The sequence below is a fragment of the Flavobacterium rhizosphaerae genome, from assembly GCF_046000445.1.
GTDB lineage: Bacteria > Bacteroidota > Bacteroidia > Flavobacteriales > Flavobacteriaceae > Flavobacterium > Flavobacterium rhizosphaerae.
Genome location: NZ_JBELPZ010000020.1, coordinates 1 through 19,374 on the forward strand (window position 1 = coordinate 1; position 19,374 = coordinate 19,374).

The following is a 19,374-nucleotide window of genomic DNA, read 5'->3' on the forward strand; positions in this document are numbered from 1 at the left end:
CGTATGCCGTCTTCTGCGGCGCCGTATGAGTAGTAAGGATCTCCGTTTTCATCAAAAGAGCTACCCGCGCCCTGTCCGTATTTATACTGGTAATCGGGCCATCGCTGTATAACATCAAACGTAGCGCCGGAGTTTATGGTAACCCCAAGGCCTTTGGCCTTTTTACCCGATTTGGTAGTAATAATAATAGCGCCATTAGCAGCCCTTTCACCATATAACGCGGTAGCACCGGCACCTTTTAGCACGGTTACACTCTCAATATCATCCAGGTTAAGGTCGTTAATGCTGTTACCGTAATCTATAGGTGAATCATCGCCCATATAAGCGGTAGAAGAACCAGAAGTTGTCATTTCTGAAGTCATCATTACCCCGTCAACAACAATTAGTGCCCTGTTATGCTTAGGGTCTAAAGAGCGGCCTCCCCTTAATACAATATCCTGCGAATTTAGGGGGCCGGAGCCGGATGAAATAATATTAAGGCCCGCAACTTTACCTTTTAAGGCAGATGACCAGTTGTTTGGCACTGTGCCGTCTATATCATCGGAATTAAGAGTTTGCTGGGCATACCCTAATTTTTTTTCTTCCCTTTTTATACCGAGTGCGGTAACTACCAGTTCATTAAGCTGATTGGCAGCCTCCATAAGGGTAATACTTAGCGGACTAGCTGCGTTGGCAGCTATCTGAACGGTTTCAAACCCGATATAACTTACAGAAAGCACTGCGTTGGATGATGATACGCTTATGGTAAAATTACCATTTACATCGGTAGTTGCAGTATTATTTGTACCTACTTCAGCAACCAGGGCACCGGGCATACCCATGCCAGACTGATCTAACACCCTACCCTGTACCTGTACCTGGGCAGACTGCGGCCTGGTAACCGTAATGGTTTTACTAATTGTTTTAAAGCTGAAGCCTGTGGCTTTGGCAAGCCTGTTGAGCAGGCCGTTAACATCTTCGTTATCGGCATGTATGGTAAACCGTTTTGAGGTAGACGAAATGGTTTCGTCAAAAACAAACGTATAATCCGTTTTCTTTTCTATAGCAGAAAAGATTTCTGTAACACGGGCATTTTGCATGTGCAGTGATATACCCGGGGCCACCCCGGCCACCGGGGCTGCATAAATATGGCAGTATGCAAAGGCAACTGCCAGTAAATAAAAACACTTTTTCTTTGAGATGGCTTTCAAAAAAAATTGTAGTTTCGTAGTCATACTTTTGGCTGTAAATTAATTTATGTTTATAGTCATTTTTAATGGCCCGCACCTGTTGCAGCAGTTGCGGGTTTGGTTTTTTAGTGTCAGGTAGCTTTTTTTCTTATAATTATCTTTTTGGGGGTTACATATGTTACTTCAAGGTGTTTTACATAAGCTATACTCTCCAGCACGCTATCCAGCTTTTCGTCTTTAAATTTACCGGTAATGGTAAGGCTGCCTAATCCGGCGCCCTGCAGTTCAATTTCTGCATCATACCAGTTTTCCAGTATTTTTGCCGTTTCGGCAAGGGTAGCATTGTTAAGGGCAATAATATTTCTGGTCCAGGCAATACCTTCATTACTGTCTGCCCCGGTACGGATAAAACCATTATTATCGGTATAGGCCGCCTGCTGGTTTTTAACCAGTATTACCTTTTGGCCAGAGGGGGCACTTACCTCTACTTTACCGGTAAGCACACTTACATGGGTTGTATGCTGCTTAAATGAGTTGATGTTGAAAGAGGTGCCCAGTACTTTTATTGTAGCATTGTGGGTAGAAACGATAAAAGGTTTTGAAGGGTTACGGAAAACCTTAAAATAAGCCTCTCCCGTAAGGGTAACATTTCTTGTATTGCCAAACACTTCGGGATACGTTATACTGCTGCCGGAGTTAAGCACTATTACGCTGCCGTCTTTAAGGGTTACTTCTTTCTTTTCGCCCCGGGCGGCAAACTGTTTTACCATTGGCACCTTGTTGTTATATAATGCCGTAAACAACCCTGCCCCCAGTAACAGCACTATGGCTGCCGCTATCTTCAACATTTTGGCAAATCCGGTTTTTCTGCGTGTACTGTTTATATGGCTGTATATTCCTTTTAATATTTTATCGCGCCTTGCGGGGTCATTGTGCAAATACACTTCTTTATGCTGCATCTGCTCAAAAAAAGCCTCTACTGCTTTTTTCTCTTCTGCAGAGCAGGTTCCTTTTGCATATTTACCGGCAAGCTCTTTAAACTGATCTTTGTCCAAAATAACTACTTTTAACGGTAAGTAGCATTTTGGGGGTAGTACAAGTACACCTATTTTTCGGTTTAATGTTTTCTTAAAAACAAGGCCGTCGGCATAACACTAAAGAAACATTGCGATAACAAAAATGGTGAGATTGTACATATTAAGGCCGGAGCGCAAGTGTTTAAGAGCATTGCTTATCTGCTTTTCTACCGTATGGATAGAAAGGTTTAGCTTTTGTGCTATCTCGGTATTAGAATAATGTTCAAAACGGCTCATCATAAATATCTCGCGGCAGCGTGGGGGCAGTTTATCTATCTGTTCAATAATACTGCGCTCGGTTTCCCTGTATTCTACATCATCAATGGTATCGGGCACCTGTATGGTGTGTAACACATCAATATGTTCTTTCTGAAATTTAAAATCGCGTATATGTGTAGCAATTCTATACTTTACAGACTGCAACAGGTAAGCCTCCAGGTTAAGTATGGTTGCTGTTGCAGCATTTTTCCAGAGGCTGATAAAAATTTCCTGAACAATATCCTCACAAACTTCGGCATTGTCCAGAATTTTATAGGCATAAGAAAAAAGCCTCTTCCAGTACCGGTCATAAATTATTTCAAAAGCGTGGGTATTGCCCTGCTTTATTAATTTATTCAATTCATTGTCACAAGATACTTGTATTTCCATTTTGTCAGCCCTCCTCCCCGCAAAAATAGCAACAACTAAAGCCTGTAAAAAATAGTTGTTTTTAAGTTTGTGTTAATAAGTACCGCTATAACTCATAATCAAAATTAACAGGTGTTTAACATTTCTTTTCCTATTTTTGAAGGATTGTTAAAAACCAATAAAAAAACAGATGCGAAGCTTGATTTTACATGGCTTATGCATTAGTTCTTTTTATTTTAATTTACCTGGCCTGAAGCAAACACAAGATGCGCCCCCAAGACGATGATTTTAATTGTTGATGACATACCGGCTAATATTGTAGCTTTACAAAAAACACTGGAAATTCATGGTATTGCTGCGGATGCTGCCGAGTCTGGCGAAGAGGCTTTAAAAATGATTTTAAAGCGGAACTATTCGCTTATTATACTTGATGTACAGATGCCGGGCATGGATGGTTTTGAAGTAGCCGAAATACTTGCCGGCAATAACCGCACTAAAGATATACCTGTAATATTTCTTTCGGCCATAAACAAGCAGAAAAAATTTATATCTAAGGGTTATGAGTCTGGCGGGGTGGATTATATAACCAAGCCGGTAGACCCAGACCTGCTAATTTTAAAGGTAAAAACCTTTATAAAACTATCTGAGCAGCAACATGAGCTTAAGGCCATGAAAGACGTGCTTTCTAAAGAAATAGAAATACGTAAGGAGGCCCAGGTTAATCTTGAAGCTAAAGTAGCCGAACGTACAGCAGAACTGCTGCAAAAAAATGAGGAGCTTGAACTGCGCAACCATGAGCTGCAACAATTCTCGTGGGTGGTATCGCACGACCTGAAAGAGCCGCTGCGTAAAATTGAAATGTTTACCAAAATTATAAAGGAGCGTTACCTGGCGCAGGATGATAAGGCAGAAAATTATGCCTTCCGGACGGTACGCGCCGCCAAGCGTATGTCTGACCTTATTTCTGACCTGCTGGAATATTCGCGGCTTTCGGCCAATGTTGCGCCGGAAAAGGTATCTCTTAACGCCATAATTAAAGACATATTGCCTGATTTTGATTACCTAATTGATGAAAAAAAGGCACAGGTAACCCTACACAGCCTGCCGTATGTAACCGGTGTACCCAGCCAGTTGCGACAGCTTTTCCAGAACCTTATAGGGAACTCCTTAAAATTTACCCGTGAGGGCGTTGCCCCAAAAATTGAGGTAAGCGCACAGATTATAGCCAAAAAAGCATTTGACAGTGAGGAAACCCAAAACGGCAAGTACTGCAAAATTACCATAAGTGATAACGGCATTGGGTTTGACGAGGTTTACCTTGATAAAATTTTTATTATTTTCCAGAGCCTAAATGACCGTAATCTGTATGAGGGCACAGGCATTGGCCTGGCACTGGCTAAAAAAATTACAGAAAAACATAACGGGCTTATAACGGCAAAAAGCAAATTGGGAGAGGGATCCAGCTTTTACATTATATTACCCCTTGCAGCAGATTAAAAAGATATAACCATACAGTACAAGTACATAATGAATACACATTTTAAACGTAATTTATTAATCGGCTTTAGTATATCGTTCACCATACTCACCATAAGCTCGGTTGCCTCTTATATTAGCATACGCAGCCTGCTTAACAGCAATAAGATGGTTAACCATACACAAGACGTAATATATAATCTTAATGAGGGCGCCGGTGTAATGATTGATGCACAAACCGGGGTGCGCGGCTACCTGCTCACCGGAAGGCAGAACTTTTTAGAACAATATAACGGTGCCCAGGCAAAAGCCGACGCTTATTTTGACCAGGTAAAACAACTAACGAGTGATAATGAAGCCCAACAGGTTATTTTAAAAGACCTTGGGCCTGTAAGCGATACTTTTTTCAACTACCTGCAAAAGCGCGTAGATGAAAAATTAGCCGGAAATGCTACTGATGTTGAGGATGTAAATAAGGGAAAGAATATTATGTCTGACATCCGGGCTATGGTAAAGGTGATGGAAAATAATGAAAAGGGTCTTCTTAAAGAGCGGATATCCAGCTCTGAAAATTATGGCAACTACACTACCCTGCTCATTATTTTTGCCGCCCTTATTTCGTTTATTATAAGCGTTTGGTATTTCACCCGGATTTTTAGCGACTATAAAATGCGGGCAAAACTGCTGGAAGAACTGGAGAAAAAAGACAGGGAAACAGCATCACGTATTACACTTACCAGTAACATTGCCGGCGAAATAGCACGTGGAAATTATGATGTACGCGTAGAACATAATGAAAGCGATGCCCTTGGCAGTATGGGCGAATCGCTTAATAATATGGCTATGGCGCTGAGCAGGTCTTTTAAATCACTTTCGGATAACGAATGGCTACAGGCCGGTGTGGCAGAGCTAAACCAGGTGATGATTGGCGAAAAAGGGCCTGATGAACTTACGGATGATATTATTGCGTACCTGTGTGGTTATATAAATAGTAATGCCGGAGTGCTATATCTTTTACAAGGCGATCATCTCTATAAATCTGCCGGGTATAGTTATATACCCAATGAAAGCCGGGAGGTTATAAAAATTGGGCAGGGGCTAACCGGCCAGGCGGTAGTATCAGGTAAAATGCTGGAGCTAAAATCACTCTCAGAAGAAGATATTGCCATAACCTATGCTCTTGGCGAAGTTAAGCCCGGGCATATAATTGCACTCCCTGTATATGATGAAAAAATAGTTGGGGTAATAGAGCTTGCCTCGGTAAAGCCATTTCCACCCCGCACCATTACCTTTTTAAAGTCGGTGGCCAATAACATAGGCATCGCTATAAAATCTTCACAAAACAGGCAACGCATACAGGAACTGCTGGAAGAAACCCAGGCACAATCTGAAGAACTGCGTGTGCAACATACTGAGCTTGAAAACATGAATGCCGAGCTTGAGGCACAAACCAGCAAGCTACAGGCCAGTGAAGAAGAACTGAGGGTACAGCAGGAAGAGCTGCAACAAACCAATGAAGAACTGGCAGAACGCAGTGTATTACTGGAAGAACGCAACCTGGAAATTCAGAAAAAATCGGAAGACCTGGAACTGAGCACACGGTATAAGTCGGAATTTTTGGCCAACATGTCTCACGAACTCCGCACACCACTAAACTCTATATTATTGCTGAGCAGGCTGCTTGCCGAAAATAATGATAAAAACATGTCTCCGGAGCAGGTTGAGTTTGCCACTGTAATACAAAGCTCAGGCAACGGATTACTGGCGCTGATAGATGAAATACTTGACCTTTCTAAAATTGAAGCAGGTAAAATGGAGATTGAGTTTTTAGATGTATCAGTAAACGAAATTGAAAACAACCTTAAAAACATGTTTGGCGAAGTAGCCCGCCAAAAAAATATTGCATTTAATATAGACGATAAGGACGCGCCCCTGGTTATTAAAACTGATAAAATGCGCCTGGACCAGATTTTAAAGAACCTTATCTCTAATGCGCTAAAATTTACATCGGAAGGCAGTGTTACATTAAAAATAAACAAGCATGCCGAAAATGATAAACTGGTACAGTTTACAGTAAAAGATACAGGAATTGGCATTCCGCGTGAAAAACAGCCACTTATTTTTGAAGCATTTCAACAGGCAGACGGTTCTACCAAGCGCAAGTATGGCGGTACCGGGCTTGGGCTTTCTATAAGCCGGGAACTTGTTAAACTGCTTGGGGGCGATATTACCCTTAAAAGCGAAGCCGGCAAAGGGAGTGAATTTATTGTTACCATGCCTATATTAGGCCATGCAACCGGACATTTTGTAGTATCGAGAGAGCAAACCAATATAACTGCGCCGCATGTACCGGTGCCCGTTCATGAAAATGAAAATACAGAAGCCCAGAACGAGTTTGTAAGCCAGACCATACCGGATGAAGTTCCTGATGACCGTAATGAAATTACCGAAAATGACAGAGCCATACTAATTGTAGAAGATGATGTAAACTTTGCCAAAACACTGCTGGATTATACCCGTAAACAAGGTTATAAAGGTATTATTGCCGTTCGTGGTGACCATGTGCTTAACCTGGCGCTGGCCTATTTGCCTGTAGGCATATTACTGGATATACAATTGCCTGTAAAAAGTGGATGGGAAGTTATGGATGAACTTAAAACCAATAAAGAAACCCGCCACATACCGGTGCACATGATGTCATCCCATAAACTAAAAAAGGAGAGCCTTATGAAGGGCGCCATCAATTTTTTAGATAAACCGGCAGCCTATGAACAGATACCTGAAATTTTTAAGCGCATAGAACAAATAGTAAACCGCGAATCGCAAAAAGTGCTTATTATTGAAGACAACCCAAAACATGCTAAAGCTCTGGCTTATTTTTTGGAAACACATAACGTAAATTCTGAAATAAAAAGTGAGATTAATGAGGGTGTTACAGCACTCCAACAGGGCATTAACTGCGTAATACTGGATATGGGAGTGCCCGACAGGCAGGCTTATGAAATACTGGAAAATGTAAAACGTAACGAAGGGCTGGAAAACCTCCCCGTAATTGTATTTACCGGAAAAAGCCTTTCTATGAAAGAGGAACTCAAAATTAAAAAGTATGCTGACAGTATAATTGTAAAAACTGCACATTCTTACCAGCGCATGCTTGATGAGGTATCGTTGTTTTTACACCTTGTTGAAGAAAACAAAAAAGATACCGGTACTAAAGAAGCCCGTTACAGCAGGCTAAATAACATATTAAAAGATAAAACCGTACTTGTTGTAGATGATGATGTACGCAACATATACTCGCTCACCAAAGCACTGGAACTTTTAAAAATGAATGTGTTAACTGCCATAGATGGCAAAGAGGCACTTGCCGTTATGGAAGAGCACCCGGAAACTGATGTTGTTTTGCTGGATATGATGATGCCAAATATGGATGGCTATGAAACAGCCACCCGGATAAGGCAAAACTATAAGTGGAAAAACCTGCCTGTTATTGCCGTTACAGCAAAAGCAATGACGGGCGACAGGGAAAAATGTATAAATGCAGGCGCATCAGATTATATTACCAAACCTGTAGATGTAGACCAACTGCTTTCATTATTAAGGGTGTGGTTATATGACAGGGGCTAAAACAACGCAATTATGGATAAAAAGAACATATTAATAATAGATGATGATGACCGTAATATTTTTGCGCTTACCGCAACGTTAAGGGCCAAAAATTTTACCTGTATTTCATGCCAGGGTGCAAAAGAGGCTATAGCGTTATTAGAAACTGATAAAACAATTGATGCTGTGCTTATTGATATGATGATGCCAGAAATGGATGGTTATGAGGCAATACCTGCTATTAAAAAAATAAAGCACCGCATGCAGACCCCTGTTATTTCTGTTACAGCCCAGGCAATGGTGGGCGACAGGGAAAAATGTATACGTGCCGGAGCCGATGGCTATATTTCTAAACCAATTGATGTAGATAAGTTGCTATTGATTTTAAATGATATTTGATTTATGATTACTGACAGACAACTTGAAATACTGATTAATGACATTTTTGAATATTATGGCTATGATTTCAGTGGTTATTCAAGGGCATCGTTTAAGAGACGTATAGATCGTATTTACCAGCTTGAAAATTTTAATGATTTTTCTGAGCTACTGTCACGCATACGCAGCGATTCGGTATATTTTAAAACTGTAGTAGAAGAAATAACGGTTAACGTTACCGAAATGTTTCGCGACCCGCATGTGTACCAAATACTCAGAAACACCATTTTACCACTACTCGCTGTAAAACCTTTTATACGTATATGGCATGCCGGATGCTCAACAGGCGAAGAAGTTTTTTCTATGGCCGTTTTATTAAAAGAAGCCAACCTATTACATAAATGCCTGCTTTATGCTACCGACCTGAACCCTGCAGTGCTGGGCGTAGCTAAAAAGGGGGTGTTTCCCCTACGGATGATGCAGCAATATTCTGAAAACTATATGAATTCCGGCGGGCAAAATGATTTCTCTGATTATTATATTGCCAATTACGGCCTTGCAAAATTTAGCGAAGACCTTATGGAACGCATGGTATTTTCGCAACACAACCTGGTATCAGACAGCTCATTTAATGAATTTGATTTGATTTTATGCCGGAATGTTTTAATTTATTTTGACAAACAACTACAAGACAAAGCATTATCTTTATTTGACGAAAGCCTCTCTAATCTTGGCTATTTGGTGTTGGGCACAAAAGAAACCATAAACTTTTCGCCCATACAGCATAAATATGAAAGGGTTAACGGCAGGGAAAAAATATGGAAGAAAATAAAGTAAATATTCCAGCCCATGTTATTATGATAGGCGGCTCAGCCGGCAGCCTTGAGGTATTGCTTAATGTTTTGCCCCGGCTCACCAGCCTTAACAATAAAGCGCTTATAATAGTGGTGCACCGTAAAGGCAGTGAAGATACCCTGCTTGAGGGGCTTATTGCCATGAAGACCCATATACCAGTATATGAGCTTGATGATAAAGTGCCTGTATTGCCGGGTTATATTTACATAGCCCCGTCTGACTATCACCTGCTTTTTGAAAAAGACTATACCCTGGCACTGGATGCCTCTGAAAAAATAAATTACAGCCGACCCAGTATTGACGTTGCTTTTGAATCGGCTGCCGAAGTATATGGCAACGCGCTTACCGCTATATTGGTATCGGGCGCTAACGCCGATGGTACCAACGGACTTATTGCTATACAAAAAGCAGGTGGTATAGTGGCCATACAAAATCCTGAAACTGCCGAAATGCCTTTTATGCCAAAGCATGCGCTTGAGCATATTGAGGGTGTAAAAGTGCTTGATACAAACGGTATATCAAACCTTATTATGCAATAGCTGTCCTTTATTATACATCAGAAGATAACTTTACTGTCATTTTCCTATAAAGCATCGGTTAACAATTTTGCAACACATACTCGTGTGTTAAATACAGGTATGTACAACTACAGTGTTTTTACTGTATTAAAAAAGTTGTTATGTTTGCATAAATGAAGATGACGATGGAGTATGCCATAGTAGATATTGAAACCACAGGCGGCAATGCCGGCGGCAGCCGTATTACAGAGATTGCAATTATTATTCATGACGGTAAACAGGTTACAGACCGTTTTGAAACGCTTGTAAACCCCGAAAAAGAAATTCCCCTACCCATATTTGCATTAACAGGCATTAACAATAACATGGTGCGCGATGCCCCCGTATTTGATGCTGTAGCAGAGAAGATATATGCATTGCTTAATAACCGTGTTTTTGTAGCACATAATGTAAATTTTGATTATTCATTTGTACGGCACCAGCTTGAAGAAGCCGGTTATAAATGGACTGCCAGAAAACTGTGTACTGTAAGAGCCGTCAGAAAAATACGCCCGGGGCTACCCTCTTACAGCTTGGGGAACCTTTGCAATTCGCTTAATATTATACTGCAAAACCGGCACCGTGCTGGCGGCGATGCCGATGCTACGGCAGTGCTGTTTGCCCGGTTGCTGGAATGGGATACTGAGGGGCAAATAGCCAAAATGATTAAAAAAACGGCTACGGACCAACGCCTGCCCCCTAACCTACCCCCTGAAGATTTTGAAAAGTTGCCGGAAAAACCTGGTGTTTACTACTTTTATAACCAGGTACGGGAGGTGGTGTATGTAGGAAAGGCAGTAAACCTAAAAAAAAGGGTGGCCTCGCACTTTAGCGGCCATAAAACTACCCCACAGAGGCAAAATTTTTTAAGGGATATACACGCCATTACTTATGAGGTTTGCGCCACAGAACTTATTGCCCTTTTACTGGAATGTATTGAAATTAAAAAACTTTGGCCTTTATATAACCGGTCTTTAAAAAAATTTGAAGCTAAGTACCGGCTATATAGTTATGAAGCCAGAAATGGCTACAGATACCTGGCAATAGGTAAGCTAGGGAAATTTCAGGATAGTATTGAGGTATTTCATTCGCAATATGAAGGTATAACGCTGTTGCAAAATATCTCGCGGCAGTTTGAAATTGACCAGAATTTTTGTAAATACGGTACAAGCGCTGAAGGAGAAATGTTTCACACCACAAGCTCAGAAAATGTACAAAATGTGGAAGAAAACAATGAAAAAGTAGCTTTAGCCATTAACTTTGTAAGAAACAACCGACCCACATTTGCCATTATTGAAAAGGGCAGGACACCTGAAGAACAGAGCTGCATATGGGTAGAAAACGGCCACTTTTTTGGGATGGGCTACATTCCTTATGAAATAGGAATTACTGATATTCAAGAAGTTAAAGATTACCTCACTGCTTATAAAAGCAATCAATATATTATGCAGTTGCTGTATTCATACGCACAGAAGTACCCTGGTAAGGTTTTTTACCAAAAGCGCCAGTCTCACAAACTAAAAGCCCAGTAAATACTGAGCGTAACTCTAATTTTTTTTATTTAGATAGCCATCTGGGTCAGAACTTATGTTCAGAAATCTTAGTGTTTTCAGGCATTTCAGCGGGGTTAAAACAGCGTGGGTCTTTGCTTTGTATGGTTTAGTTATATACCGGATGAGACCGTAAATCCATTGAGATACTGCAAAAGTTGGTATTGGTTTAAACCTGACTACTGTTTTAACCCCTCTAAATGCTATATAGCTTTCACTCAATATGAAATACCCATTTAAATTGATACTATCCCAAAAATTCCATATCTTCTTCTGAAAGGGAGATGTCTAAAGCTTTAATATTTTCATTAAAATGAGCCAATTTTGAAGTACCGGGTATCGGCAAAATTAATTCGTTGTAATGTAATAACCAAGCTAAATTTATTTGTGCAGGTGTAGCATTATATTTCTCGGCAATTATTGCAATTTTATTTGCTCCTTTTGGCAAAGAAGTTTGGAGGGAAAAAAAAGGAATCATCGGAATACTGTTTTTTACACAAATGTCCATCACTTCCTGCATTCCCCTGACTTCTTGTCCAAATGCTGAAAAACTTGTGCGCTGTTCATAACCAAATGCATTTTCTACACTTGCTACATTACCCATTGCTATGGCTATATTTAATTCTTCCGGGTTAACATTACTTAGTCCTACATTCAATATTTTTCCTTCCTTTTGCATTTCAAACATAGCATTCAGCGATTCTTCTAAAAGTGTGTAAGTTCCGGGCATAACACGAAAATGCACCAATGGTATTTGTTCAATCTTTAAAGTCTTTAAATTATTATCAATACTTGCCCGTAAGTTTTCAGGCTTGTCATAAATCCCCCAGCTTTTATCTGCTCCTCTGTTGGCTCCTACTTTGGTGCAAATAACCAAATCTTTGTTGTATGGGTACAGGGCTTCGCTAATAAGCCGGTTGGTTACGTCTTTCCCGTAATAATCGGCAGTATCAAGAAATTGTATGCCTTTTTCGGAAGTTGCCTTTAAGATTTTAAGTGCTTCATCCCTGTTTTCAGGCTCACCCCAAACCTCTTCCCCGGGAAGGCGCATTGTACCATACCCTAATCGTTTTACAGTTAGCGGATTTGCTGTACGGGCTCCAATTGTAATTGTTTTTTTAATATCCATTTTAATTTTCTTTATATTAATAATACAAAGGTGCATTAACTAAAATGGAAAACATTTGCCATTTGGCAAAAAGAGTTTAACTAATGTTTTTTCTGATTCTGCTTAATGATGACTGCGTAATCCCCAGGTAAGAAGCAATATATGAAAGAGGAATGCGATTGATAAGGTTTGGAAATTTCTCTATGAATACAAGATAACGAGTCGTGGCATCTTCTGAAACCAGAGAACTTCTCCTGTCCATCTTTTTCATCAAAGCACGATGAAATATCTTATTCATAATATTATCCCAGTCCAAAATTGTATTTGAAAATTCGTTCCAATGTTGTGGTGAAAATACAAGTAAATTACAATCTGTGGCCGCCTGAATATATTCTGTGAATGGTTCGTTTTGGTATGGGTTTGCTACAAATTGGTTTTCTTCTATAAAATACTTCGTGATTTCTTCGCCTTTGTTATTATAATAGCAAATACGCAAAACGCCTTTCAGGATAAAAGCTACCTGATTAAATGTCTTTCCTGCTTCAGCAAAATAGTCGTCTTTATGAAGATGGATTGCAGTTCCGTTTTTTGAAATCAATTCAATTTGCTGCGGGTTTAAATTTCCGAATTGTAAAATATATTCAATGAATTTTTCCATTTTATAAAGTTAGTATTTCCCTATGAAATATTTAAAAGATATGAAAATATATAGAGTTAGTAAGGTTTATAAAACAAAAAGGGGGCTAATTTTGGTGCTTTTGTGACACCCCCATACACACAATCTTTAGATCATCGGGATTATTAATATCCAGGTTAAAATCATTTCCTGATAACACATAGTATAATTGTACGGATGAAAGCCTAGCCATTGCCACTTTTGCTGAAGCTATCTGCCCTTCCAATTGTTCCATAGCATCATTCAGGTACGCATGGCATAGAGAACCACCACAAGCGCAATGCACCCACATCAGTAAGTAATGACCTTGGATTAATTGGTGCGGTCTTAAAGGGGCTGGCGGTCTTAATTGCAATGATTATAGCGGGTATATGGTAGGTATTAAAAAGCTATAAATCATAGAGGTTGTTTTATCACTATATACATTGAATTGCGTAATTCGCTTTTAAAATTGTATATAAGTAGAATTAACCTCCATATAATTTCATATCAGCAACTAGCAATTATTTAGAATTAATGTTCTCACATAGAACATCCAATTACGTTTTATTACACTCGTTAATATGTATATAGTCTTTGTTGTTAGAAAATTTTATTACATTAAAATTATGCTTAACTTTAAAAAGTTGTTGAACTCTCTTTGACTTTAATATAATTAAGCTATCATTAATAACTTTGGTATTCGGTTCCATAGCATCAGATATTTTTACATCTTTATCATTTGGAAATCTAATGTACAAAGTATCACCATGAAAATGATGATAATCATCTAACAGGAAAAAATTCTTATCAGAAATTAATGAAATATTTGTTATTGACTTTATGTCGGAACTTTGATTCGAAAAGTTAACTATAAAAAAATCACCTTGTTTGTAAAAACAGGTCTGAGTACTGTTACTAATTAATTCTTTACGCCCACACCCCACGAGTATAAAGAAAAAAAATAAAAATTTAATTAATCTTACATTCATAATATATGTTTATTGATTGTCATGTCCGACTCTTGTAGTGCTCTTGATTATTTTTAGAGCATTGTTTTGATAGGTAACGTTATTAATACTTGGTCCGCTAGATTTATTATTATTTCCAGTCCGAATAAAATCTAAACCATGGTCTAATAACTCGTGAATGGTAATTGCTGTTAGACTTGGATTAGTAGGTGTACCAGCTGATTTAAATCTCCTTACCTTCGCGATATCAGGAAATATAGTAACAACCCCCGTCCTACTTCCTGCATAAGTTAAAAATGCTCCACCTGCTGTCTGTCCAACAGTAGGGTGAGTTGTAAATGTAGTAGCCGTGCTACCATCCTCTTTCAATACAGGATTTCCATCAGGCCCTACTTTAAAAGAAACATCTGGATTCAACACAGGAGTTTGGGTTTTAAATGTTGCTTAATAAGATGTATCATCTCCAAACTGGCTAAACACAATCTATAGTGTGTTCTGTATCTGATGCAATTGCTGAAACTCCTTCGAAAATAGACATTGTTCTTTGCTATAGCTCTTTTTATCTTTACGATGTTCCTTATTACTACTACTATGCTTTAATACGACTTTTTTATTAAATGAAAAACCATGGTTGGCTCCCAATAATTCTTTAAGCTATTTAGAATTAAATCTTGTGCATCTTGACAATGAGCTACAACTTCTTTACCATTAGGATCAACGAAGACTGTAGGATTATTTAGACAATAATATATGGACTGAGGTTAGTATACTTTTCAGCCAACGGGTCAATATTAAACCATCTTCCTATTGCGGGGTCATAATTCCTTGCTCCATAGTCATAAACTCCAAGCCCCAGCTCGTCTTGCAGCTCCTTGCCATTATACTTATACTTTAGCGCCGGGTTGGTATTAGCTACAGGTATTTCACCTGCTATCGTATGCTTCATGCCAAAGGGATAATAATCGTTGGCTTCAACAATATCAATTGAGTTGTTATTACTGTTTTTCTTATAGCTTAGCCTTACATTACCCAAATGGTCTTTTTTATAAATATTAAAAAAATCTACTCCAATGGATATTCAATATTTGAATATCTTATTATCCAATAATCCTGATAATAAAATACATAAACAATTCTATATCCCTTCTTAAGTTTAAATTTGCAGCAATTATCTCTTTTAGATGATTTAAATAGAATTAAAGGTTTTTCTTCATCATTTAAAAATTTATAATCAAAAAAGGTCGAAAGATCATTACTAGTATCTTGTATAAGATTTCTTTTTGAAAAATAAAGGCTATCATTTACATATACTTCAATATCATCATTATGATAATCACTAAGAAATACAAATCTTACTTTGTTTTTCTCCCTTCCATATTCACCAAGTTTTCTATTCGTCTCATATTCAATTTTTAAATCTGATTTACATTCTAAATCATTAATAGGTGATGATGTATTATCCTTTAGAAGATTACATCCTTCAAAAAGAATGAGAAAGAAAACTGAAACTAGTAATATAAAATTATTCTTCATAAACTTATTGTCGTGATTCTATTAGTTCATCAATAGCTTTAAATTGACCAGGTGTTAATTCTTTTCCATCATTACTTCTTAAGGCCTGAATAGGGTTAGCAGCTGAGTTCATCAAATTTCTTTTAATTGTTTTATCTTTTACATTTGGAGAACCTTGCCTTACATCTGATACTTGATTATCTTGGCCCCAAGGATGCCGCAAACCGGCAGTATGACCTGCTTCATGAGCTAAAGTGTGAGCCATACTGCCAAAATTTTGAATCTTACCATTAATCCTCCCTACTACATTAAATCCATTTTTTTGAGTATCTCCTAATTTTGATGTGTGACCTCCCACATACTTACGAGTTACATTTCCCCCATTATCTCTATTCTCAACCACCTTTTGATCAATTAAAGTAACTGCAAATGCTGCATCAGAAGAATCTGCAGGACCATCTTCAAAAATGAGCTCTGCAGATACACCATCTTCCGAGGAATAAATTTGAGAAAATTGTTTTTGTGCATTTTCTTTAAATTTTTCAATCTGCTTATCTGATAAATTAGCATTATTATATAATTGGACAGTCAGAGTTGTTTTTACAGTACCATCCTCATTATGAATATTTCCAATTCTAATCCCTCAAGCTCATTACCATCAATAACTCTATTTTCAGCAAAATTATAAACTCCATTATAAGGATTTTTTTCAGCAAGCGGGTCTATATTAAAGAATCTATCTATAGTATAGTCATAATTGCGGTATTTAAAACTGTCCCAGTTAAGCCCCCAGTTCGTCTTGCAGCTCCTTGCCATTGTACTTATACTTTAGCGCCGGGTTGGTATTGGCAACAGGTGTTTCACCTGCTATTCTGTGTTTCATGCCAAATGGATAATAATCGTTGGCTTCAACAATATCAATTGTTATTACTGTTTTTCTTATAACTTAGCCGTACATTACCCAAATGGTCTTTGTACTGGTAAATATACGAAATCCCATTTTCAAAATCCACATAACCCTCCGGCTGGAACATAGATTTTAACACGCCATTCTCATAAATAAAGCCCCCGGAATATTGGGTAGTGGTTACATTTCCTGTTCCATCGGTTACTTTTTTCTGTAATTTTACACCTGTAGCGTTATAAAGGAAAAAGCCCTGCAAATGCAGAGCTTTTCATGTTTTTTGGTGTTTTTTATTACCAAAAGATGTGACCCCATCGGGATTCGAACCCAAATCTTCAGAACCGGAATCTGAAATTCTATCCATTGAACTATGGAGCCTATATAACGTTTTAGGTTCTTGGACCTGAACCTAAAACGTTATGCTAATGCTTTTTTAACTACTGTAGAAATGGTTTTGCCATCAGCTTGCCCTGCTAGCTCTTTGGAAGCAATACTCATTACCTTGCCCATATCGGTCATACCGCTAAAGTTGTTTTCAGTAATAATTTTGCGCACCACAACTTCTACTTCTTCCTCACTCAACTGAGCCGGTAAAAATTTTTCTATAACAGCAGCCTGTGCCAGTTCGGGATCAGCCAAGTCTTCCCTGTTTTGTTGTAAGTATATTGCCGCACTGTCTTTGCGTTGTTTTACCAGTTTTTGCAGTAGCTTTATCGATTCTTCTTCGCTTATTTCCTCTTTTGCCCCTGTCTCGGTCTGTGCCAGCAATAAAGCAGATTTAACAGCACGCAGCGCTTCAAGGCTCACGGTGTCTTTCTCTTTCATTGCCGTTTTCATGGCATCCATAATTTTTGTTTGAAAACTCATAATAAATGCTTTTTGAAATGTGCCTGCGAAGATAAAAAAAATAACCCGAAAACACACTATGGCGCTTTCGGGCTACGTTCACATTCGGGTTAGTTAATCTACATTATCATGCAGAAAAGAATTATTAGAACGTAATTGTAAATCGTCATTACTGTCGGTTCCTAAAGAAAGCCTTGATTTAGTGTTATCCACACGTTGTACATGAAGGTCTATACCCATTCTTTTATAGGCCGGCTCTTTTTCATACTCATCTACTTTTGCCGCATTATTGTGGAATTTATGGTTAAAATCCTTCATTTTTTTCCGGCGCTCTTCTGCCCTTAAACGCAATGTTTCTTCAATAGTCATTTCTACCGGAGAAACTTCTTCCCTTACGGCAGCCGGTTGCTGCGGCTCTTCCTTTTTATCGGTTTTAAGGGTAAACCTTAATTCTTCATCAGCTGTTTCCTGAATTTTGGCAGCAGGCTTAGAATCCAGCAACTCTTTCTCTTTTTCAAGATAATCCTCTAATGAATAGCGTATTATACCACGCTCATTAAGCTCTGTCATAGGTATTACCTGTACGGGCTCTTTCACATGTATGTCACGTATTTTTTCATCGGTATTAAAAAACAGTTTTTCCTCTTTCCTTGTCCTGTCTTCGCCAAGGTCAAAAGAAAACGTAAATTGTTCTTCCTGCTTTTTAACCACTACAAATTCCGGATCAATAACCTCAATATCAAACACGTCTTTTATTTGAGGTGCTATAGCCTTAACCTCTTCTTTTTGAGGCGAAACTATTTCAAAGAAAACATCAAGTTCATTTACATCTTTTTCCTGAGGCAGCATTTCGGCCTCAGCTACGTGCTTTTTTTCCTCAACTTCCTCCTCTTCGTCTTCCAGTGAAAACACAATTTTTTCTTCTTCGGCTATGGCCTCCACTATATTTTTTTCATTATCCGCCTCTTTCACAGGAGCTTCTATATCAAATGGTGTTAGCTGCTGTTTACTAAGGTTATGTGTAAGCAGTTGCTCATCTTCCAGTGCATGGATAATTTTCTTAGGCTCTGTATTTACAATCTCGTTTTGCTGCTCTACATTAAAACCGGTGGCAATAATAGTTACCGCTACAGCATCTCCAAGGCTTTCGTCTTCGCCCACACCCATAATAATGTTGGCATTAAAGCCTGCTTCTGCCTGAATGTGATCATTAATTTCGCCTATTTCATCAATGGTAATTTCGTTAGTGCCTGATACAATAAGCAACAATACATTTTTAGCCCCTGTTATCTTATTATCGTTTAATAACGGAGAATCGAGCGCGCTCACAATAGCATCTTTGGCACGGCTGTCGCCTGATGCTGTGGCCGACCCCATTATGGCCGTACCGCTGTTGCTTAATACTGTCTTGGCATCCTTAAGGTCAATATTTTGTGTATAGTGGTGTGTAATTACCTCTGCAATGCCCCTTGAGGCAGTTGCCAACACTTCATCTGCCTTAGAGAAACCGGCTTTAAAGCCCAGGTTACCGTATACTTCACGAAGTTTATTATTGTTGATAACAATAAGTGAATCTACCTGTTTACGTAAGCGCTCTACACCTGCATGTGCCTGCTCCATACGCACCTTGCCTTCAAACTGAAACGGTACTGTAATAATACCTACCGTAAGGATGTCTCGTTCTTTTGCAAGCTGGGCAATAACCGGAGCTGCACCGGTACCGGTACCACCACCCATACCGGCTGTTATAAACAGCATTTTGGTATTGGTATCCAGCATTTTTTCTATATCTTCTATACTTTCAAGCGCTGCCTGCTGGCCCACTTCGGGGTTGGCCCCTGCCCCAAGGCCTTCGGTAAGGTTTACACCTAACTGTATCTTGTTAGGAACCGGGCTGTTTTGCAAAGCCTGCGAATCAGTATTACAAACTACAAAATCTACACCTTTAATCCCCTGCTTAAACATGTGGTTGATTGCGTTGCTTCCGCCTCCGCCAACACCTATTACCTTTATAACATTTGACTGGTTTTTAGGCAAATCAAACGATATACTTCCAAATTCAGAGTTGTTTATCATACTTCTCG

21 protein-coding genes and 1 tRNA gene are annotated in these 19,374 nt (G+C 38.9%); 6 read left to right on the top strand and 16 right to left on the bottom strand.

Annotation, left to right across the window (positions count from 1 at the left end):
- From ABS766_RS14580 to ABS766_RS14590, 3 genes are all read right to left on the bottom strand, one after another.
- Window positions 1–1,190: TonB-dependent receptor plug domain-containing protein (locus ABS766_RS14580; protein ID WP_408085930.1), on the bottom strand; the 1,190-nt coding region annotated here is incomplete at its 3' end.
- A 110-nt stretch (window positions 1,191–1,300) separates the two neighbouring features.
- A complete protein-coding gene (locus ABS766_RS14585; RefSeq protein ID WP_408085931.1) occupies window positions 1,301–2,224 on the bottom strand; it encodes a FecR family protein in 924 nt (307 codons plus the stop codon).
- Between the two features lie 99 nt (window positions 2,225–2,323).
- Complete coding sequence (locus ABS766_RS14590) at window positions 2,324–2,893, bottom strand: RNA polymerase sigma factor (protein WP_408085932.1); 570 nt, start codon at window positions 2,891–2,893, stop codon at window positions 2,324–2,326.
- 261 nt (window positions 2,894–3,154) lie between these two features.
- Here ABS766_RS14590 and ABS766_RS14595 point away from each other — a divergent pair, with 261 nt between their 5' ends.
- The 6 genes from ABS766_RS14595 (at window position 3,155) to ABS766_RS14620 (ending at window position 11,276) form a co-directional block, all read left to right on the top strand.
- Window positions 3,155–4,369, top strand: coding sequence for a hybrid sensor histidine kinase/response regulator (locus ABS766_RS14595; RefSeq protein WP_408085933.1), 1,215 nt, complete (start codon window positions 3,155–3,157; stop codon window positions 4,367–4,369).
- A 30-nt stretch (window positions 4,370–4,399) separates the two neighbouring features.
- Window positions 4,400–7,975, top strand: coding sequence for a hybrid sensor histidine kinase/response regulator (locus tag ABS766_RS14600; RefSeq protein ID WP_408085934.1), 3,576 nt, complete (start codon window positions 4,400–4,402; stop codon window positions 7,973–7,975).
- A 12-nt stretch (window positions 7,976–7,987) separates the two neighbouring features.
- Window positions 7,988–8,353 carry a response regulator gene (locus ABS766_RS14605; protein ID WP_408085935.1) on the top strand — a complete coding sequence of 122 codons (366 nt, stop codon included), beginning with the start codon at window positions 7,988–7,990 and terminating at the stop codon, window positions 8,351–8,353.
- 3 nt (window positions 8,354–8,356) lie between these two features.
- On the top strand, window positions 8,357–9,169 hold the full coding sequence (locus ABS766_RS14610; protein ID WP_408085936.1) for a CheR family methyltransferase: 813 nt from the start codon (window positions 8,357–8,359) through the stop codon (window positions 9,167–9,169).
- The gene (locus ABS766_RS14615) at window positions 9,151–9,726 is read left to right on the top strand and encodes a chemotaxis protein CheB (RefSeq protein ID WP_408085937.1); all 576 of its coding nucleotides are present in this window, start codon (window positions 9,151–9,153) and stop codon (window positions 9,724–9,726) included. The genes ABS766_RS14610 and ABS766_RS14615 overlap by 19 nt, the downstream gene beginning before the upstream one ends.
- A 152-nt stretch (window positions 9,727–9,878) precedes the next feature.
- Window positions 9,879–11,276: an exonuclease domain-containing protein gene (locus ABS766_RS14620; RefSeq protein ID WP_408085938.1), complete on the top strand. Its 1,398-nt coding sequence runs from the start codon at window positions 9,879–9,881 to the stop codon at window positions 11,274–11,276.
- Window positions 11,277–11,541: 265 nt separating this feature from the next.
- On the opposite strand, the gene ABS766_RS14625 is transcribed toward ABS766_RS14620, so the two are convergent.
- From ABS766_RS14625 to ftsZ, 13 genes are all read right to left on the bottom strand, one after another.
- Window positions 11,542–12,423: an aldo/keto reductase gene (locus ABS766_RS14625; protein WP_408085939.1), complete on the bottom strand. Its 882-nt coding sequence runs from the start codon at window positions 12,421–12,423 to the stop codon at window positions 11,542–11,544.
- 76 nt (window positions 12,424–12,499) lie between these two features.
- Window positions 12,500–13,060: a Crp/Fnr family transcriptional regulator gene (locus ABS766_RS14630; protein WP_408085940.1), complete on the bottom strand. Its 561-nt coding sequence runs from the start codon at window positions 13,058–13,060 to the stop codon at window positions 12,500–12,502.
- Window positions 13,061–13,145: 85 nt separating this feature from the next.
- Entirely contained in the window at window positions 13,146–13,370 is a 225-nt protein-coding gene (locus ABS766_RS14635; RefSeq protein ID WP_408085941.1) for a hypothetical protein, read from the bottom strand.
- A 247-nt stretch (window positions 13,371–13,617) separates the two neighbouring features.
- Window positions 13,618–14,049 carry a hypothetical protein gene (locus ABS766_RS14640; protein WP_408085942.1) on the bottom strand — a complete coding sequence of 144 codons (432 nt, stop codon included), beginning with the start codon at window positions 14,047–14,049 and terminating at the stop codon, window positions 13,618–13,620.
- A 9-nt stretch (window positions 14,050–14,058) separates the two neighbouring features.
- A complete protein-coding gene (locus ABS766_RS14645) occupies window positions 14,059–14,445 on the bottom strand; it encodes a hypothetical protein (protein ID WP_408085943.1) in 387 nt (128 codons plus the stop codon).
- A gap of 319 nt (window positions 14,446–14,764) precedes the next feature.
- Window positions 14,765–15,061 carry an RHS repeat domain-containing protein gene (locus ABS766_RS14650; protein ID WP_408085944.1) on the bottom strand — a complete coding sequence of 99 codons (297 nt, stop codon included), beginning with the start codon at window positions 15,059–15,061 and terminating at the stop codon, window positions 14,765–14,767.
- A gap of 29 nt (window positions 15,062–15,090) precedes the next feature.
- Window positions 15,091–15,561 carry a hypothetical protein gene (locus ABS766_RS14655; RefSeq protein WP_408085945.1) on the bottom strand — a complete coding sequence of 157 codons (471 nt, stop codon included), beginning with the start codon at window positions 15,559–15,561 and terminating at the stop codon, window positions 15,091–15,093.
- Between the two features lie 4 nt (window positions 15,562–15,565).
- Window positions 15,566–15,943, bottom strand: a complete 378-nt coding sequence (locus tag ABS766_RS14660) for a hypothetical protein (RefSeq protein WP_408085946.1) — start codon at window positions 15,941–15,943, stop codon at window positions 15,566–15,568.
- A gap of 197 nt (window positions 15,944–16,140) precedes the next feature.
- Entirely contained in the window at window positions 16,141–16,356 is a 216-nt protein-coding gene (locus tag ABS766_RS14665) for a hypothetical protein (protein WP_408085947.1), read from the bottom strand.
- Window positions 16,357–16,457: 101 nt separating this feature from the next.
- Complete coding sequence (locus ABS766_RS14670) at window positions 16,458–16,703, bottom strand: hypothetical protein (protein WP_408085948.1); 246 nt, start codon at window positions 16,701–16,703, stop codon at window positions 16,458–16,460.
- Window positions 16,704–16,750: 47 nt separating this feature from the next.
- Window positions 16,751–16,822 (bottom strand) — tRNA-Arg (locus ABS766_RS14675).
- Window positions 16,823–16,861: 39 nt separating this feature from the next.
- A complete protein-coding gene (locus ABS766_RS14680) occupies window positions 16,862–17,311 on the bottom strand; it encodes a GatB/YqeY domain-containing protein (protein WP_408085949.1) in 450 nt (149 codons plus the stop codon).
- 93 nt (window positions 17,312–17,404) lie between these two features.
- Window positions 17,405–19,366, bottom strand: a complete 1,962-nt coding sequence (ftsZ, locus tag ABS766_RS14685) for a cell division protein FtsZ (protein WP_408085950.1) — start codon at window positions 19,364–19,366, stop codon at window positions 17,405–17,407.
- Window positions 19,367–19,374: the final 8 nt, after the last annotated feature.

Bases quoted from the DNA above. Each gene is read 5' to 3' on its own strand.
- ABS766_RS14590 (WP_408085932.1), bottom strand. From the start codon at position 2,893: ATGGAAATACAAGTATCTTGTGACAATGAATTGAATAAATTAATAAAG.
- ABS766_RS14595 (WP_408085933.1), top strand. From the start codon at position 3,155: ATGATTTTAATTGTTGATGACATACCGGCTAATATTGTAGCTTTACAA.
- ABS766_RS14600 (WP_408085934.1), top strand. From the start codon at position 4,400: ATGAATACACATTTTAAACGTAATTTATTAATCGGCTTTAGTATATCG.
- ABS766_RS14605 (WP_408085935.1), top strand. From the start codon at position 7,988: ATGGATAAAAAGAACATATTAATAATAGATGATGATGACCGTAATATT.
- ABS766_RS14610 (WP_408085936.1), top strand. From the start codon at position 8,357: ATGATTACTGACAGACAACTTGAAATACTGATTAATGACATTTTTGAA.
- ABS766_RS14615 (WP_408085937.1), top strand. From the start codon at position 9,151: ATGGAAGAAAATAAAGTAAATATTCCAGCCCATGTTATTATGATAGGC.
- ABS766_RS14620 (WP_408085938.1), top strand. From the start codon at position 9,879: ATGAAGATGACGATGGAGTATGCCATAGTAGATATTGAAACCACAGGC.
- ABS766_RS14625 (WP_408085939.1), bottom strand. From the start codon at position 12,423: ATGGATATTAAAAAAACAATTACAATTGGAGCCCGTACAGCAAATCCG.
- ABS766_RS14630 (WP_408085940.1), bottom strand. From the start codon at position 13,060: ATGGAAAAATTCATTGAATATATTTTACAATTCGGAAATTTAAACCCG.
- ABS766_RS14635 (WP_408085941.1), bottom strand. From the start codon at position 13,370: ATGTGGGTGCATTGCGCTTGTGGTGGTTCTCTATGCCATGCGTACCTG.
- ABS766_RS14640 (WP_408085942.1), bottom strand. From the start codon at position 14,049: ATGAATGTAAGATTAATTAAATTTTTATTTTTTTTCTTTATACTCGTG.
- ABS766_RS14655 (WP_408085945.1), bottom strand. From the start codon at position 15,561: ATGAAGAATAATTTTATATTACTAGTTTCAGTTTTCTTTCTCATTCTT.
- ABS766_RS14665 (WP_408085947.1), bottom strand. From the start codon at position 16,356: ATGGCAAGGAGCTGCAAGACGAACTGGGGGCTTAACTGGGACAGTTTT.
- ABS766_RS14680 (WP_408085949.1), bottom strand. From the start codon at position 17,311: ATGAGTTTTCAAACAAAAATTATGGATGCCATGAAAACGGCAATGAAA.
- ftsZ (WP_408085950.1), bottom strand. From the start codon at position 19,366: ATGATAAACAACTCTGAATTTGGAAGTATATCGTTTGATTTGCCTAAA.